This window comes from Streptomyces sp. ID05-39B (assembly GCF_033794725.1).
In the GTDB taxonomy this organism is placed as follows: Bacteria; Actinomycetota; Actinomycetes; order Streptomycetales; family Streptomycetaceae; genus Streptomyces; species Streptomyces bobili.
Window position 1 is genome coordinate 1 of sequence record NZ_JARGEF010000185.1, and the last position, 17034, is coordinate 17034.

Below are 17034 nucleotides of genomic sequence, written 5' to 3' on the forward strand. Positions count from 1 at the left end.
GAGCCAGGATGTGAAAATCACATAAGCGTCTGGAGGGGAACCCAGTCATGAGCTACAACCAGCCGGGCCCGTACGGCGGGGGCTGGGGCGGGCCGGACTGCTGCTGCGGCGGCTGCTGGGGGTAGCCGTAGCCGGGCTGAGGGGCCTGCGGCGGTTGGCCGTACGGGCCCTGCTGGCCGTACGGGCCGGGCTGCTGCGGCTGCTGCCCGCCGTACGGGCCCGGCTGGTTGTAGCTCATGACTGGGTTCCCCTCCAGACGCTTATGTGATTTTCACATCCTGGCTCAATGCCGTTGCGGGCACGGTGGCGGGGCCCCCACCGTTACAGAACAAAGGCGTTTCGGGACGGCGTGGTGACACCCCTAAACTGACCCCGTGACCGAGAACGCTCAGCAGCAGCCCCCAGCGCCCACGACCGAACTGCCGACCCAGTACGCGCCGGCCGACGTAGAGGCGCCGCTGTACGAGCGCTGGGTCGAGCGGGGCTACTTCGAGGCCGACGCCAAGAGCGACAAGCCGCCGTACACCGTCGTCATCCCGCCGCCGAACGTCACGGGCAGCCTGCACCTCGGCCACGCCTTCGAGCACACCCTCATCGACGCCCTCACCCGCCGCAAGCGCATGCAGGGCTTCGAGACGCTGTGGCAGCCCGGCATGGACCACGCCGGCATCGCGACCCAGAACGTCGTCGAGCGCGAGCTGGGCAAGGAGGGCAAGTCCCGCCACGACCTCGGCCGCGAGGCCTTCGTCGAGCGGGTCTGGCAGTGGAAGGGCGAGTCCGGCGGCCAGATCAGCGGCCAGATGCGCCGCCTCGGTGACGGCGTCGCGTGGTCGCGCGAGCGGTTCACCATGGACGAGGGTCTCTCCCAGGCCGTCCAGACCATCTTCAAGCGGCTCTTCGACGACGAGCTGATCTACCGCGCCGAGCGCATCATCAACTGGTGTCCCCGCTGCCTCACCGCCATCTCGGACATCGAGGTCGAGTACCAGGACGACGACGGCGAACTCGTCTCCATGAAGTACGGCGAGGGGGACGACACCATCGTCGTCGCCACCACCCGCGCCGAGACGATGCTCGGTGACACCGCCGTCGCCGTCCACCCCGGGGACGAGCGGTACAAGCACCTGGTCGGCAAGCTGATCAGGCTGCCGCTGACCGACCGCTCCATCCCGGTCGTCGCCGACGAGCACGTCGACCCCGAGTTCGGCACCGGCGCGGTCAAGGTGACCCCGGCCCACGACCCGAACGACTTCGAGATCGGCCAGCGTCACGACCTGCCGGCCATCACGATCATGGACGAGCACGCGGTCATCACCGCCCACGGCCCCTTCCAGGGCCTGGACCGGCTCGAAGCCCGCTCCGCCATCGTCGCCGCACTGCGCGCCGAGGGCCGGATCGTCGCCGAGAAGCGGCCGTACGTCCACTCCGTCGGCCACTGCTCACGCTGCAAGACGACCATCGAGCCCCGCCTGTCCATGCAGTGGTGGGTCAAGGTCGCCCCGCTGGCCAAGGCCGCGGGCGACGCCGTCCGCGACGGCCGCGTCAAGATCCATCCGCAGGAGATGGAGAAGCGGTACTTCGACTGGGTCGACAACCTCCACGACTGGTGCATCTCGCGCCAGTTGTGGTGGGGACACCGCATCCCGGTCTGGTACGGCCCGGAGGGCGAAGTCGTCTGCGTCGGACCGGACGAGGAGCCGCCCACCGGTGAGGGCTGGCGTCAGGACACCGACGTCCTCGACACCTGGTTCTCCTCCGGCCTGTGGCCGTTCTCCACGCTCGGCTGGCCCCGACAGACCGAGTCGCTCGCGAAGTTCTACCCGAACTCCGTCCTGGTCACCGGCTACGACATCCTCTTCTTCTGGGTCGCCCGGATGATGATGTTCGGCCTGTACGCGATGGACGGCACCCCGCCGTTCCACACCATCGCCCTGCACGGCATGGTCCGCGACCAGTTCGGCAAGAAGATGTCCAAGTCCTTCGGCAACGCGGTCAACCCGCTGGACTGGATGGACAAGTACGGCTCCGACGCCCTGCGCTTCACCCTCGCCCGCGGCGCCAACCCCGGCGTCGACGTCCCGATCGGCGAGGACTGGGTCCAGGGCTCCCGCAACTTCGCCAACAAGATCTGGAACGCCACCCGCTTCGCCCTGATGAACGGCGCGACGGTCGAGGGCCCGCTGCCGGACGCCTCGACGATGTCGGCGCCCGACCGCTGGATCCTCTCCCGCCTCAACTCGGTGGTCCGCGAAGTCGACGCGTTCTACGACGACTTCCAGTTCGCCAAGCTCTCCGACGCCCTCTTCCACTTCGCGTGGGACGAGGTCTTCGACTGGTACGTCGAGCTGTCCAAGACGACGTTCCTGGCGGGCGGCGAGCCGGCCGAGGTCAGCAAGCGCGTCCTCGGCGAGGTCCTCGACGTCACGCTGAGGCTGCTGCACCCGGTCGTCCCGTTCGTCACCGAGACCCTGTGGACGACGCTGACCGGCGGCGAGTCGGTCGTCATCGCCGACTGGCCCAAGGACAGCGGCTTCCGGGACGCCGACGCCGAGCGCGAGATCGAGACACTCCAGTCCGTCATCACCGAGGTCCGCCGCTTCCGCGCCGACCAGGGACTCCAGCCCGGCCAGCGGGTCCCGGCCCGCCTGGACCTGGACGGCACCGCGCTCGCCCCGCACGAGGCTGCCATCCGCCAGCTGCTGCGGCTCCAGCCGGAGGGCGAGGACTTCTCGGCGACGGCGACCCTGCCGGTCTCGGGCGCCACGGTCGCGCTGGACCTGTCCGGCACGATCGACGTGGCCGCCGAGCGCAAGCGGCTGGCGAAGGACCTGGCCGCCGCCGAGAAGGAGAAGGCCCAGGCCCAGGGCAAGCTCGGCAACGAGGCGTTCCTGGCCAAGGCCCCGGACAAGGTCGTCGACGGGATCCGCGCCCGGCTGGCCAAGGCGGACGAGGACATCGCCCGCATCCAGACCCAGCTGGACCGCCTGCCGCAGGCGTAGGTGCCGGTATCACGTAGGTGGCGAAGGCCCCGGAACGTACAGTTCCGGGGCCTTCGCCGCTGTCTGTCGGTGGCCGTCCGTAGACTGGCCCCGTGAGCGAGCTCCCCCCCTACGGCAACGACGACGACCAGCCCGATGCCCTCGACTCCTTCGACGAGATCATCGCGGCCGAGACCGACCGCGACCCCGACCTCGCGGTGATCGAGGCCGGCAGCCGCACCCTGCGCACCCTGGGCGGTCCGCCGGAGTCCGGCGTGCCCACCCGGCCCGCCGACCCCGAGGTCGACAAGGCCCTGCGCGAGGTCGAGGCGGAGCTGGCCACCCGCTGGGGCGAGACCAAGCTGGAGCCCTCCGTCAGCCGGATCGCCGCGCTGATGGACCTGCTGGGCGAACCGCAGCGGGCGTACCCCTCGATCCACATCACGGGGACGAACGGCAAAACCTCCACCGCCCGCATGATCGAGGCCCTCCTCGGCGCCTTCGACCTGCGCACCGGGCGGTACACCTCCCCGCACGTCCAGTCGATCACCGAGCGCATCAGCCTCGACGGCGCGCCGGTCTCCGCCGAGCGGTTCGTCGAGACCTACCACGACATCAAGCCGTACGTGGAGATGGTCGACGCCGCCCAGGAGTACCGGCTGTCCTTCTTCGAGGTGCTCACCGGCATGGCGTACGCCGCCTTCGCCGACGCCCCCGTGGACGTGGCCGTCGTGGAAGTGGGCATGGGCGGCTCCTGGGACGCCACCAACGTGATCGACGGGGACGTCGCCGTCGTCACCCCCATCGACCTCGACCACACCGACCGGCTCGGCGGGACGCCCGCCGAGATCGCCGTGGAGAAGGGCGGGATCATCAAGACGGGCGCCACTGTGATCCTGGCCCAGCAGCCCGTCGACGCGGCGCAGGTCCTGCTGAAGAAGGCCGTCGAGGTGGACGCCACGGTGGCGCGCGAGGGCCTGGAGTTCGGGGTCGTCGCCCGGCAGGTCGCCGTCGGCGGACAGCTGGTCACCCTGCGCGGCGTCGGCGGCGAGTACCCCGAGGTGTACCTGCCGCTGCACGGCCCCTACCAGGCGCACAACGCGGCCGTGGCGCTCGCCGCCGTCGAGGCGTTCTTCGGTGTGGGCGCCCAGCGGCCCGAGCCGCTGGACATCGACACCGTCCGCAAGGCCTTCGCGTCCGTGTCGGCGCCCGGCCGCATGGAGGTCGTCCGGCGGTCCCCGACCGTCGTGCTCGACGCCGCCCACAACCCGGCCGGGGCCCACGCCACCACCGAGGCGGTGCGCGAGGCGTTCGACTTCAGCCGGCTGATCGGCGTGGTCGGGGCCAGCGGCGACAAGAACGTGCGGGGGCTGCTGGAGGCCTACGAGCCGATCCTCGCCGAGGTCGTCATCACCCAGAACTCCAGCCACCGCGCCATGGGCGCGGACGAGCTGGCCGCGATCGCCGTCGAGGTGTTCGGCGAGGAGCGCGTCCAGGTCGAGCCTCGGCTGCCCGACGCCCTGGAGGCGGCGATCACGCTCGCCGAGGAGGAGGGCGAGTTCGCCGGCGGCGGCGTCCTGGTCACCGGTTCCGTCATCACGGTCGGGGAAGCCCGGCTGCTCCTGGGGAAGGGCTGAGTTCTCACACCATGCGTACGCTCTGTTCCTCCACGCTCATCGGCGAGTTCTTCATCATCGGCTTCGCCGGTCTGGTCGCCATGAAGGACGCCGACCTCACCACGTCCACGGTGTGGACGGTGTGCGGCATCGCGATGTTCCTCTGCCTGCTGCTGTGCGGTGTGGTCACCCGGCCCGGGGGCGTCGCCCTCGGCTGGGCGCTCCAGATCGCCCTGGTCCTCAGCGGTTTCGTCGTGCCGATGATGTTCATCCTCGGCCTGCTCTTCGGGGCCCTGTGGTGGGCGTCCGTGCACTACGGCCGGGAGATCGACGCGGCCAAGGCACGCTTCGCCGCGCAGGCCGCCGCCAACCCCTCGGATACTGCTGACGCTGTGTGACAGGGGCCAGGACCCGCCCTGTAATCTCGTCCCACCGCACCCCGGCAGTAGAAGGAGTCACCCAGTGAGCCAGCGCACCCTCGTCCTGCTCAAGCCCGACGCCGTCCGTCGTGGCCTGACCGGCGAGATCATCAGCCGTATCGAGCGCAAGGCCGGCTGGCAGATCACCGCGCTGGAACTGCGCACCCTGGACCAGGACACCCTGGAGCAGCACTACGGCGAGCACAAGGGCAAGCCCTTCTACGAGCCGCTGGTGGAGTTCATGGCTTCCGGCCCGGTCGTCGCCCTGATCGTCGAGGGCGAGCGGGTCATCGAGGGCGTGCGCGCCCTGGCCGGCCCGACCGACCCGATCGCCGCCGCCCCCGGCTCGATCCGCGGTGACTTCGGTGTGATCGTCCGCGAGAACCTGATCCACGCCTCCGACTCCGAGGAGTCCGCCGACCGCGAGGTGAAGATCTTCTTCCCCGGGCGTGCCTGAGCCGTGTAACGGCTTCGGGCGCGCAGGTTTCGGGAATTTTTCTGAGGGTCCGTCACCTCGCCTCTCCGCCCTGACCAGGGACGGCCGTACGATTTCGGCCGTCCTTCGGCATATGCGCGCCGATCGGGGGAACGCGTGCCTCCGATGGACCGTCTCCACAAGCGAGGCGTTGCGGCATCTGCTGACAATGGCGAAGACCCTCGCGCAGTGTTCGTGCAGGCGCGTTTACGATGTAAGCCTTCACGTCACAGCACCCACCTCGCCGACCTGAAAAGCCCTCACAAGCTCATGGGAAGGCCAGTCGAATCCTGATGGGGAACTCAATGTCGTTCATCGGCCGTGACATGGCTGTCGACCTCGGGACCGCCAACACGCTGGTGTACGTCAGGGGTCGCGGGATCGTACTCAACGAGCCGTCCGTCGTCGCGATCAACACCAACACCGGTGGCATCCTCGCGGTCGGCTCCGAAGCGAAGAAGATGATCGGGCGGACACCCGGCAACATCGTCGCCGTGCGTCCGCTGAAGGACGGTGTCATCGCCGACTTCGAGATCACCGAGCGGATGCTCCGCTACTTCATTCTGAAGATCCACAAGCGGCGGTATCTGGCCAGGCCGCGGGTCGTCGTCTGTGTGCCCTCGGGCATCACGGGCGTCGAGCGCCGTGCCGTCATCGAGGCGTCGACCCAGGCCGGCGCCCGGCAGGTGCACATCATCGAGGAGCCCATGGCCGCGGCCATCGGTTCCGGCCTGCCGGTCCACGAGGCCACGGGCAACATGGTGGTGGACATCGGCGGCGGCACCACGGAGGTCGCGGTCATCTCGCTCGGCGGCATCGTCACCGCCCAGTCCATCCGCGTCGCGGGCGACGAACTGGACAGCGCGATCATCCAGCACATCAAGAAGGAGTACAGCCTCCTTCTCGGTGAGCGGACGGCCGAGCAGATCAAGATCACGATCGGTTCGGCGTACGACCTCGACTCCGACGAGCACACCGAAATCCGCGGCCGGGACCTGGTGTCCGGGCTGCCCAAGACCGTCGTCATCTCGGCCGCCGAAGTACGCAAGGCGATCGAGGAACCCGTCAACGCCATCATCGACGCCGTGAAGACCACCCTCGACAAGTGCCCGCCGGAGCTGTCCGGCGACATCATGGACCGAGGAATCGTTCTGACCGGCGGCGGAGCCCTGCTGCGCGGCCTGGACGAGCGGCTGCGCCGGGAGACCGGCATGCCCATCCACATCGCCGAGGACCCGCTGGACAGCGTGGCGCTCGGATCCGGCAAGTGCGTCGAGGAGTTCGAGGCGCTCCAGCAGGTTCTGGACGCGGCGCCGCGCAGATGACGTAACGCTTCGATTCCGCCGTACGGGATGATCGCCTCTCGTACGGCGGATCGTTGGTATTGCGGTCTAAGATCCTCAAGAACCCCCCAAGCACCCCATACCGCGCCCCCGGAATTTCCGGGGGCCACCCGAATTCCCGTATTCCTATGAGGAAGGGCACGGCCGCCGCACGTGAGGGACACACGAGAGAGCCGGCTGCTCCTGGTGCTGCTGGTCGCCGTCGCGTTCGCGCTGATCACGGTGGACATCCGCGGTGGAGAGGACTCCCCGGTCGACGGTGCCCGGCAGGCCGCGTCCGCGGTCTTCGGCCCGATCGAGGACGGGGTGGCGTCGGCGGTGGATCCCGTCGGCAACGCGGTCTCCGCCGTACGCGACTCGGGCGAGCGTCATGACCGGCTCGCCGCGCTGGAGAAGGAGAACGCGGCCCTCGAGGCGAAACTCGGCAGCGACGACCGCAACCGCAGCCGCCTGGTACAGCTCGACAAGATGCTGAAGACCGCCGGCGCCGGCCAGTACGGCATCAAGGGCGCCCAGGTCATCGCGATCGGAGCGGCGCAGGGCTTCTCCTGGACCGTGACCATCGACGTCGGCGCCCACGACGGCATCACCCGCGACATGACCGTCCTGAACGGGGACGGCCTGGTCGGCCGCGTGACCACCGTCGGACCCGACACCGCCACCGTCCTGCTCGCCAGCGACCCCGACTTCGCCGTCGGCACCCGCATGGAGGCCTCCGACGAACTGGGCTTCGCCTCCGGACAGGGCGACCGCCCGCTGCGCGTCGAACTCCTCAACGGCAAGGCCGAGGTGAAGAAGGGCGACCGTCTGGTCACCTTCGGCTCGCAGGCCGACAAGCCGTTCGTACCCGGCGTGCCGGTCGGCGTGGTCTCCCGCGTCGACCCGTCCGGCGGCGACCTCACCCGCACCCTCTACGTCACGCCGTACGTCAGCTTCACCAAGCTCGACATCGTCGGCGTCGTCGTCGAGGCCCCGAAGAAGGACCCGCGCGACACCGTGCTGCCCACCAAGCCCAAGCCGGTCCCCACGCCGACGGTGACCGTCACGGTCACCCCGAACGCGAACGCACCCGTCGAAGGCCAGGAAGAGCAGTAGGAGCTGACTACCCCCATGCGCGTCAACCGGATCCTGCTCTCCGTCCCGCTGATCGTCGTCGCCCTGGTGATCCAGGTGAGCGTCCTCGCCCGCCTGCACCTCCCCGGTGCCGTCCCCGATCTGCTCCTCCTCACCGTGCTGGGCCTCGCCCTGATCTACGGCCATGTCGGCGGCGCCCTCATCGGCTTCGGCGCCGGCCTGCTCGCCGACCTCGCCCCGCCCGCCGACCACGCCGCGGGCCGCTACGCCCTCGTGCTGTGCGTCATCGGCTACCTCGCCGGGCTCGTCAAACCGGAGACCGGCCGCATCAAGTCGGCCACCGGCCCGATGGTCGTGGTGGTCGCCGCCGCGATCGGCTCCACCCTGATGTACGCCGGTGTCGGCGCCCTCGTCGGCGACACCTCCGCCCGTCATGTCGGCCTCACCGGCCTGCTGTTCTCGGCGGCCCTGTACGACCTGCTGCTCGCCCCCTTCGTCGTGCCGGGCGTGATGTTCCTGGCCCGGCGGGCCGACAACGACCCGCTCGCCGACACAGGCTCCGGCGGCAAGGCGTCCGACATCTCCTCCGGGTGGCTCTCCTCCGGCACCGGCCTGCGGATCGGCGGCCAGCGCGGCGGCCTGAAGATGAAGGCTGCCCGCTCCCGGATGGCCCGCGCCGGGCGCATCAAGGGGGTCAAGCGGCTGTGAGGACGCTGGAGTTGACGCACGGTGAGGCCTGCGGTGCCGGGTACCTCCCCGGCGAGGGGGACGCCCTGAGGTTCACCCGAACGGGGTCGCAGGGACGGAACGGGGCCTCACGGGCCGGTCGTTCATCATTCGTACGCACAGCCACGAGCACGGCCACAAGCACGGCCATTGCCACGAGCACAGCCACTGCCACAAGCACCGCGACAGCCCCGAGCACAGCCCCTGCGATGAGCACGGGCAGCAGCACAGCCCCTGCCATGAGCACGGGCACCAGCACAGCCACACGCACCCGCGTCCGGGCATTCACGTCCGCGCCCTGAGAGGGGGAGACAGCCGCAGTGACCAACATTCCCGAGACCGGGCGGACCCCACGGGTCCAGATCCGGCTCGTCGTGATCCAGATCCTCGTCCTCTCCCTCCTCGGCACCCTCGGCGGCCGGCTGTGGTACCTCCAGATCCGTGAGGGCGCGGAGTACGCCAAGGAGGCCTCCGGCAACCACGTCCAGCAGGTCGTCGAGCCCGCCGTGCGCGGCTCCATCCTGGACGCGCGGGGCGTCCCCCTCGCGGACAACGAGACACGGCTCGTCGTCTCCGCCTCCCGCACCGAACTGCTGAAGCAGAAGGACGACGGCGACGCCGTCCTGGCCAAGCTCGCCACGGTGCTCGGCATGCCCGCCGAGGAAGTCGCGCAGAAGGTCCGGCTGTGCGACGCGAAGACCCCCCAGCCTTGCTGGAACGGCTCGCCCTACCAGCCCATCCCCATCACCGACGAGGCCACGCCCAAGCAGGCCCTCCAGATCCGTGAGCGCGCCGAGGACTTCCCCGGCATCACCGCCGAGCCCGAGGCGATGCGCCGCTACCCGAGCCCCGGCGCGGCCAACACCGCCCAGGTCCTCGGCTACCTCTCCCCGGTCACCGACGAGGAGATCACCAAGGCGCAGGACACCGACTCGCCCTTCCTGCGCTCCGACCAGGTCGGCCGGTCCGGCCTGGAGCGCCAGTACGACAAGGAACTGCGCGGCAAGGCGGGCGTCACCCGCTACGAGGTCGACAACCTCGGCCGGGTCATCGGCGAGGCCGAGGCCGACGCGGCACAGCCCGGTTCCAACCTCGTCACCAGCATCGACGCCCGCGTCCAGCGGGTCGCCGAGTACGAGCTGAACGAGGCGATGAAGGAAGCCCGCAAGCAGCACGACAGGAACACCAACGAGAACTACAAGGCCGACGCCGGCGCGGTCGTCGTGATGGAGGCCCGGACCGGCCGCGTGGTCGCCATGGCGTCCAACCCGAACTACGACCCGAACGCCTGGGTCGGCGGGATCTCCGCCAAGGACTACAAGAAGCTCACCGGGAAGTCCTCCAACTACCCGCTGCTCAACAGGGCCATACAGGGTCAGGCGGCACCCGGCTCCATCTTCAAGGTGGTCTCCACGGCCGCCGCGGTCCAGGCGGGCTACGACTTCGACGGGCGCTACAACTGCTCCAGCTCGTACTCCGTCGGCGGCCAGGTCTTCAAGAACTTCGAGTCCCAGAACCACGGCCCGATCGGCCTCGGCCGTGCCCTGGAGGTCTCCTGCGACACCGTCTTCTACTCCCTCGCCCACCGCGAGTGGCAGAAGGACGGCGGCATCGACCCCAAGGGCAAGCCGAAGGACTACTTCTACAAGACCGCCCACCAGTTCGGCCTCGGCAAGGAGACCGGCATCGACCTCCCCAACGAGGTCACCGGCCGCGTCCCCGACCGCGAGTGGAAGCAGTCCTACTGGGACGCCAACAAGGTCGGCTGGTGCAAGACGGGCAAGAAGAACGGCAGCTACGTCGAGGTGATCGCGTACGAGAACTGCCTCGAGGGCAACAAGATGCGCGCCGGTGACGAGATCAACTACTCCATCGGCCAGGGCGACACCCTCGTGACCCCGATCCAGATGGCCACCATCTACGCGGCCATCGCCAACGGCGGCACGCTGTACGACCCGACGGTCGGCAAGGCCATCGTCAGCCCCGACGGCAGGACGGTCCAGGAGATCGCCCCCAAGGCCCACGGCAAACTGCCCGTCACCAAGCAGACCCTGGCCAAGATGGACGACGCCCTCGCCGGCGTGGCCACCCGCGGTACGGCGGCCTGGCGCTTCGGCGGCTGGCCCCAGGACAAGATCGAGATGCACGCCAAGACCGGCACCGCCGAGGTCTACGGCAAGCAGACGACGTCCTGGTTCGCCACGTACACCAAGGACTACTCGATCGTGATGACGATCTCCCAGGGAGGCACCGGTTCCGGTGCCTCCGGCCCGGCCGTGCGGAACATATACGACGCTCTCTACGGTGTCTCGGACACCGGCGTGATCAACAAGAAGAACGCGCTGCTGCCCACCCCGCAGAAGGCCCTGCCGAAGATCAAGACGGACGGCACGATCGCCTCCCCGAAGATCTCCAAGGACCCGGCGAAGGAGCAGCAGACCTACCAGAAGGCCACCCCGGAGGGCACGCCCGCTCCCGGCGGGACCCAGCCGGCGGCGACCGTCGCCTCGCCTGAGTCCACCAACCGTGACACGCGGCGGCGAGGGCGCCGACGGGGAAGCCGGAGGAACCGCACATGACCGGGGCGAACGGCTTCTCCGTCTCCGGGTACGGGCCCGAGCGGGCCGGCTGGACGCGGATCTTCGCCCGCGACTCGCTGGCCCGGCGGCTGGACTGGCCGATACTGCTGGCGGCCGTCGCGCTGTCGCTGATCGGCTCCCTGCTGGTGTACTCGGCGACCCGCAACCGCACCGAGATCAACCAGGGCGATCCGTACTTCTTCCTGTTCCGGCACCTCGTCAACACCGGTATCGGGCTCGCCCTGATGATGGGCACGATCTGGCTCGGACACCGCACCCTGCGCAACGCCGTGCCCGTCCTGTACGGCCTCTCGGTGCTGCTGATCCTGCTGGTGCTCACCCCGCTGGGCTCCACCGTCAACGGCGCCCACTCCTGGATCCAGCTCGGCGGCGGCTTCTCGCTCCAGCCCTCGGAGTTCGTGAAGATCACGATCATCCTGGGCATGGCGATGCTGCTGGCGGCCCGCGTCGACGCGGGCGACAAGCTCTACCCCGACCAGCGCACGGTGCTCCAGTCCCTCGGTCTGGCCGCCGTACCCATGCTGGTCGTCATGCTGATGCCGGACCTCGGGTCCGTCATGGTCATGGTGATCATCGTGCTGGGCGTGCTGCTGGCCTCCGGCGCCTCCCACCGGTGGGTCTTCGGGCTCCTCGGCGCGGGCGCGGCCGGCGCGATCGCGGTCTGGCAGCTGCACATCCTGGACGACTACCAGATCGCCCGCTTCGCCGCCTTCGCCAACCCCAGCCTCGACCCCGCAGGCGTCGGCTACAACACCAACCAGGCGCGCATCGCCATCGGTTCCGGCGGGCTCACCGGGTCCGGACTGTTCGAGGGCTCGCAGACGACCGGCCAGTTCGTCCCCGAGCAGCAGACCGACTTCGTGTTCACCGTGGCCGGCGAGGAACTGGGCTTCGTCGGCGGCGGCCTCATCATCGTGCTGCTCGGCGTCGTCCTGTGGCGCGCCTGCCGCATCGCCCGCGAGACGACCGAGCTGTACGGCACGATCGTCGCCGCCGGGATCGTCGCCTGGTTCGCCTTCCAGTCCTTCGAGAACATCGGCATGACCCTCGGCATCATGCCGGTCACCGGTCTGCCCCTGCCGTTCGTGTCCTACGGCGGCACATCGATGTTCGCGGTGTGGGTGGCGGTGGGACTGCTGCAGTCGATCCGGGTGCAGCGGCCCATGTCGGCGTAGGCCAAGTGACGCGGGCGCCACGTCACGTGCCGTTCTCCCCGCGTTCGGCGCGAATCCGAGCCCGGTCGGCCCTGCCGTCCGGGCTCGACTGCCACTAGATTCGGTTCATGGCGGAGACGAAGCGCGAGATCGAGCGCAAGTACGAATCCGATGACAGCGGGCTGCCCGACCTCACGGGCGTCTCCGGAGTCGCTGCCGTACTCGACAAGGGCGTCGCCGAACTGGACGCCACCTACTACGACACCGCCGACGCACGGCTCTCCGCCGCCTCCCTCACCCTGCGCCGCCGCACCGGCGGCTCCGACGAGGGCTGGCACCTCAAGTTCCCCGTCGCCCCCGGCGTCCGCGACGAGATACGGGCCCCGCTGTCCGACACCCTCCCGCGCGCCCTCGCCGGCCTGATCCGCTCCCACGTCCGCGACGCCGAGGTGGCCCCCGTGGTCCGGCTCCGCTCCGCCCGCGACGTACGCGACCTGGTCGACACCGAGGGCCGGCTGCTCGCCGAGGTCAGCGTGGACGAGGTGCGCGCCGACCGGCTGACCGGCGACGGCGGCTCCGCCCAGTGGACCGAGATCGAGGTGGAACTCGCCGACGGCGGCGACCCGGACTTCCTCGACAAGGTCGACAAGCGGCTCCGCAAGGCGGGCGTACGGCCGTCCCGGTCGGCGTCGAAACTGGCGCGGGCCCTCGCGGAGACCGAACCCAAGCGCGGGAAGAAGGGCAGGCCGAAGGCCCGCCAGGACGGGAAGCCGGCCGCCGGGGCCGGCGTCTGCGCCACCCCCGTGACCGCCGGGGACCACGTCCTGGCGTACCTGCGCGCCCAGCGAGACGCGATCGTCCAGCTCGATCCGGCCGTCCGCCGGGACCTCCCCGACTCCGTGCACCGCATGCGCGTCGCCACGCGCCGGGCGCGCAGTGCGTTCCGTTCCTACGCCAAGGTCCTGGACCGCACGGCCACCGACCCGATCGGCGAGGAACTGAGGTGGCTCGCCGGTGAACTCGGCGTGGACCGGGACCAGGAGGTGCTCACCGACCGCCTGACGGCCGCCCTGGACGCACTCCCGCGCCCGCTGGTCACCGGCCCCGTCCGCAACCGGCTGCGCACCTGGGCACGGGCGCGCAGCGGCGGCTCACGCCGGCGCCTCATCGCCGTACTGGACGGCAAGCGGTATCTGGCGCTGCTCGACACGCTGGACCGGCTGGTCGACGAGCCGCCCCTGCTGACGGCCGCCGCGGGCGCTCCGCAGAAGGTGCTCGCCAAGGCCGTACGCAAGGACTTCGGACAGGTCGCCGCGCTGGTGGAGGAGGCACTCGCGCTGCCGCCCGGCGCCGACCGGGACCTGGCCCTGCACGACGCCCGCAAGGAGACCAAGCGGACCCGCTACTCCGCCGAGACGGCCGTGCCCGCGCTCGGCGGGCCCGCCGCCGACCTGGTCCGCCTGATGAAGTCCCTCCAGGGCCTGCTCGGCGACCACCAGGACAGCGTGATGACGCGCGAGGCTCTGCGCGAGCTCGCCGCCCAGGCACACGCGGCGGGGGAGAGCGCCTTCACCTACGGCGTGCTCTACGCCAGGGAGGAGCGCCGCGCGGAGCTGGCGGAGGCGGCGCTGCCCCAGGCCTGGGAGACGATCGGCGCGGCGACGGAGGTCTGATCCGCCGGGCACTCGCGGCGTTCGGGGACGCCTCGGGAGCGGGTTAGGCTAGATGGTCACCCCTGTCAGCTCACGAAGGTAACCCCGCGATGTCTGTCGAGTCGGTCTTCCCGCAGCTCGAAGCTCTGCTCCCGCACGTGCAGAAGCCGATCCAGTACGTCGGCGGCGAGCTCAACTCCACGGTCAAGCCCTGGGAGTCCTGCGACGTCCGCTGGGCGCTGATGTACCCGGACGCGTACGAGGTCGGGCTGCCCAACCAGGGCGTCATGATCCTCTACGAGGTCCTCAACGAGCAGGAGGGCGTCCTCGCCGAGCGCACGTACAGCGTGTGGCCGGACCTGGAGGCTCTGATGCGCGAGCATCACGTCCCGCAGTTCACCGTGGACAGCCACCGCCCGGTGAAGGCCTTCGACGTGTTCGGCCTGTCCTTCTCCACCGAGCTGGGCTACACGAACATGCTGACCGCGCTGGACCTGGCGGGCATCCCGCTGGAGTCCAGCGACCGCGGACTCGACGACCCGATCGTGCTGGCCGGCGGCCACGCGGCCTTCAACCCCGAGCCGATCGCCGACTTCATCGACGCGGCGGTCATCGGCGACGGCGAGCAGGCCGTGCTCGACATGACGAAGATCATCCGGCAGTGGAAGGCCGAGGGCCGGCCGGGCGGCCGCGAGGAGGTCCTCTTCCGCCTGGCGAAGACCGGCGGCGTGTACATCCCGCGCTTCTACGACGTCGAGTACCTGCCGGACGGCCGCATCGCCCGAACCGTGCCCAACAGGTCGGGCGTCCCGTGGCGCGTGTCGAAGCACACGGTCATGGACCTCGACGAGTGGCCCTACCCCAAGCAGCCCCTCGTCCCGCTGGCGGAGACGGTCCACGAGCGGATGTCGGTGGAGATCTTCCGAGGCTGCACCCGCGGCTGCCGCTTCTGCCAGGCCGGCATGATCACCCGCCCGGTGCGCGAGCGTTCCATCACCGGCATCGGCGACATGGTGGAGAAGGGCCTGAAGGCGACGGGCTTCGAGGAGGTCGGCCTCCTCTCCCTGTCCTCCGCGGACCACAGCGAGATCGGCGAGATCGCCAAGGGCCTCGCGGACCGTTACACGGAAGACAAGATCGGCCTCTCGCTGCCCTCCACCCGCGTGGACGCCTTCAACGTCGACCTGGCCAACGAACTGACGCGCAACGGCCGCCGGTCCGGCCTCACCTTCGCCCCCGAGGGCGGCTCCGAGCGCCTGCGCAAGGTCATCAACAAGATGGTCTCCGAAGAGGACCTGATCAGGACCGTCGCCACCGCGTACGGCAACGGCTGGCGCCAGGTGAAGCTGTACTTCATGTGCGGTCTGCCGACGGAGACCGACGAGGACGTCCTGCAGATCGCCGACATGGCGACCCGCGTGATCCAGAAGGGCCGCGAGGTCTCCGGCGCCAACGACATCCGCTGCACGGTCTCCATCGGCGGCTTCGTGCCCAAGCCCCACACCCCGTTCCAGTGGGCGCCGCAGCTCTCCGCCGAGGAGACCGACGCCCGCCTGGAGAAGCTCCGCGACAAGATCCGCGGCGACAAGAAGTACGGCCGCTCGATCGGTTTCCGCTACCACGACGGCAAGCCCGGCATCGTCGAAGGCCTGCTGTCCCGGGGCGACCGCCGCATCGGCGCCGTCATCCGCGCGGTCTACGAGGACGGCGGCCGCTTCGACGGATGGCGCGAACACTTCTCCTACGACCGCTGGATGAGCAGCGCCGAGAAGGCGCTGGCCCCCTTCGGCGTGGACGTCGACTGGTACACCACCCGTGAGCGCGGCTACGAGGAGGTCCTGCCCTGGGACCACCTGGACTCCGGCCTCGACAAGGACTGGCTCTGGGAGGACTGGCAGGACTCCCTGGACGAGACAGAGGTCGAGGACTGCCGCTGGACGCCGTGCTTCGACTGCGGGGTGTGCCCTGCCATGGACACGTCCATCCAGATCGGCCCCACGGGCAAGAAGCTGCTCCCGCTGACCGTCGTGAAGTAGGGCGGGCGGCGGAACCCGCGCACGGGAGGGCCCGGCCGCACCGAACGGTGTGGCCGGGCCCTCGTGCGTTTCACGCGTTCCTGGGGTGGCCCACTGGGTGGGCGACCTGACCGGCGCGCTGCGCGCCTGCGACCGTATGCCGGCCGTGCCCGACCTGCCCGAGACGATCCGACGGCAGACCGAGATCAACCGGGAGTTCTCCGTCCGGCGGACCGTTGGACTGCCCAAGCCGTCCGCTCCCGGCCGCCGCCCCAAGGCGGGACGGGGAGCGAGGCCGGGGCGGCGGAAATGAGAACCCCGGGTGTGATGGGATCCGGACGGGCCGCTCCGGCGTCCTCGCGGGTATGGACCTCGACAAGCCGCCCGTCCGGCAGCCCTCGCAGCAGCAGCCCGAAGGGTGCCTCGTCGTCGCGATCCGGTTGCCCGTGCGGATCGTCGCGCTCGTCCTGGTCCTGCCGGTGCGGATGGCCTGGGACGCGCTCGTCGTCGCCTGCCGCTTCCTGAACGACCTCCTGCTGCGCCCACTCGGCCGGGCCCTGCTGTGGCTCGGCAGGGTCCTCGTGGTCCTGCCCCTGGTGGGCCTGTGGCGGTACGTCGTCGTCCCGGTCGGCAAGGCCCTGGCCTGGCTCGGGAAGGTGCTGGTCGTCGCCCCGCTGGTCTGGTGCCACCGCTGCCTCCTCACCCCCGTCGGCCACGCCTTGGTCTGGCTGTACGCGCGCGTACTGACGCCCGCCGTCATCGGCCTGGGCGCCGCCCTGGCCTGGCTGGCGCGGTACCTGGTCGTCGTACCCGCCCGGTGGCTGTACGACTGGGTCCTCGCCCCCCTCGGCCGGGCGGGCCGAGCCCGCGAGCCCCCGCACGAAGCCCCGGCGGGCGCGCTTGTCGTTCATCGCGCCCTGTGTCCCCGCCTCCGCGACGCGGGCTACCGGCACGACAAGCTGGCCCGTCAGGTCATCGAGGG

General features: G+C 70.1%; 13 protein-coding genes and 1 pseudogene. 13 read left to right on the forward strand and 1 reads right to left on the reverse strand.

The features are described 5' to 3' along the window. Nucleotides 1-52: 52 nt before the first annotated feature. On the reverse strand, nucleotides 53-238 hold the full coding sequence (locus P1P75_RS30100; RefSeq protein WP_319261333.1) for a hypothetical protein: 186 nt from the start codon (nucleotides 236-238) through the stop codon (nucleotides 53-55). Nucleotides 239-374: 136 nt separating this feature from the next. Here P1P75_RS30100 and P1P75_RS30105 point away from each other — a divergent pair, with 136 nt between their 5' ends. From P1P75_RS30105 to P1P75_RS30165, 13 genes and pseudogenes are all read left to right on the forward strand, one after another. After that, the gene (locus P1P75_RS30105) at nucleotides 375-2999 is read left to right on the forward strand and encodes a valine--tRNA ligase (protein ID WP_319261336.1); all 2625 of its coding nucleotides are present in this window, start codon (nucleotides 375-377) and stop codon (nucleotides 2997-2999) included. A 92-nt stretch (nucleotides 3000-3091) separates the two neighbouring features. Beyond that, nucleotides 3092-4615: a folylpolyglutamate synthase/dihydrofolate synthase family protein gene (locus P1P75_RS30110; protein WP_319261338.1), complete on the forward strand. Its 1524-nt coding sequence runs from the start codon at nucleotides 3092-3094 to the stop codon at nucleotides 4613-4615. A gap of 11 nt (nucleotides 4616-4626) precedes the next feature. Beyond that, nucleotides 4627-4992 carry a DUF4233 domain-containing protein gene (locus P1P75_RS30115; protein ID WP_319261341.1) on the forward strand — a complete coding sequence of 122 codons (366 nt, stop codon included), beginning with the start codon at nucleotides 4627-4629 and terminating at the stop codon, nucleotides 4990-4992. 64 nt (nucleotides 4993-5056) lie between these two features. Then, nucleotides 5057-5470, forward strand: coding sequence for a nucleoside-diphosphate kinase (gene ndk / locus P1P75_RS30120; protein ID WP_086773291.1), 414 nt, complete (start codon nucleotides 5057-5059; stop codon nucleotides 5468-5470). 323 nt (nucleotides 5471-5793) lie between these two features. Next, complete coding sequence (locus P1P75_RS30125) at nucleotides 5794-6813, forward strand: rod shape-determining protein (RefSeq protein ID WP_073496790.1); 1020 nt, start codon at nucleotides 5794-5796, stop codon at nucleotides 6811-6813. Nucleotides 6814-6984: 171 nt separating this feature from the next. After that, the gene (gene mreC / locus P1P75_RS30130) at nucleotides 6985-7926 is read left to right on the forward strand and encodes a rod shape-determining protein MreC (protein WP_319261345.1); all 942 of its coding nucleotides are present in this window, start codon (nucleotides 6985-6987) and stop codon (nucleotides 7924-7926) included. A gap of 15 nt (nucleotides 7927-7941) precedes the next feature. Further along, nucleotides 7942-8613 carry a rod shape-determining protein MreD gene (mreD, locus tag P1P75_RS30135; protein WP_319261348.1) on the forward strand — a complete coding sequence of 224 codons (672 nt, stop codon included), beginning with the start codon at nucleotides 7942-7944 and terminating at the stop codon, nucleotides 8611-8613. Nucleotides 8614-8951: 338 nt separating this feature from the next. Next, a complete protein-coding gene (gene mrdA, locus P1P75_RS30140) occupies nucleotides 8952-11210 on the forward strand; it encodes a penicillin-binding protein 2 (RefSeq protein ID WP_319261351.1) in 2259 nt (752 codons plus the stop codon). Continuing rightward, the gene (gene rodA / locus P1P75_RS30145; protein ID WP_319261354.1) at nucleotides 11207-12406 is read left to right on the forward strand and encodes a rod shape-determining protein RodA; all 1200 of its coding nucleotides are present in this window, start codon (nucleotides 11207-11209) and stop codon (nucleotides 12404-12406) included. The genes mrdA and rodA overlap by 4 nt, the downstream gene beginning before the upstream one ends. Before the next feature lie 107 nt (nucleotides 12407-12513). Further along, nucleotides 12514-14058, forward strand: a complete 1545-nt coding sequence (locus P1P75_RS30150) for a CYTH and CHAD domain-containing protein (RefSeq protein ID WP_319261357.1) — start codon at nucleotides 12514-12516, stop codon at nucleotides 14056-14058. Between the two features lie 89 nt (nucleotides 14059-14147). Beyond that, on the forward strand, nucleotides 14148-16073 hold the full coding sequence (locus tag P1P75_RS30155; RefSeq protein WP_319261359.1) for a TIGR03960 family B12-binding radical SAM protein: 1926 nt from the start codon (nucleotides 14148-14150) through the stop codon (nucleotides 16071-16073). A 97-nt stretch (nucleotides 16074-16170) separates the two neighbouring features. Beyond that, nucleotides 16171-16365 carry a hypothetical protein gene (locus P1P75_RS30160; RefSeq protein WP_319261362.1) on the forward strand — a complete coding sequence of 65 codons (195 nt, stop codon included), beginning with the start codon at nucleotides 16171-16173 and terminating at the stop codon, nucleotides 16363-16365. Between the two features lie 52 nt (nucleotides 16366-16417). Then, a pseudogene (locus P1P75_RS30165) lies at nucleotides 16418-17034 on the forward strand (hypothetical protein); the annotation flags it as partial.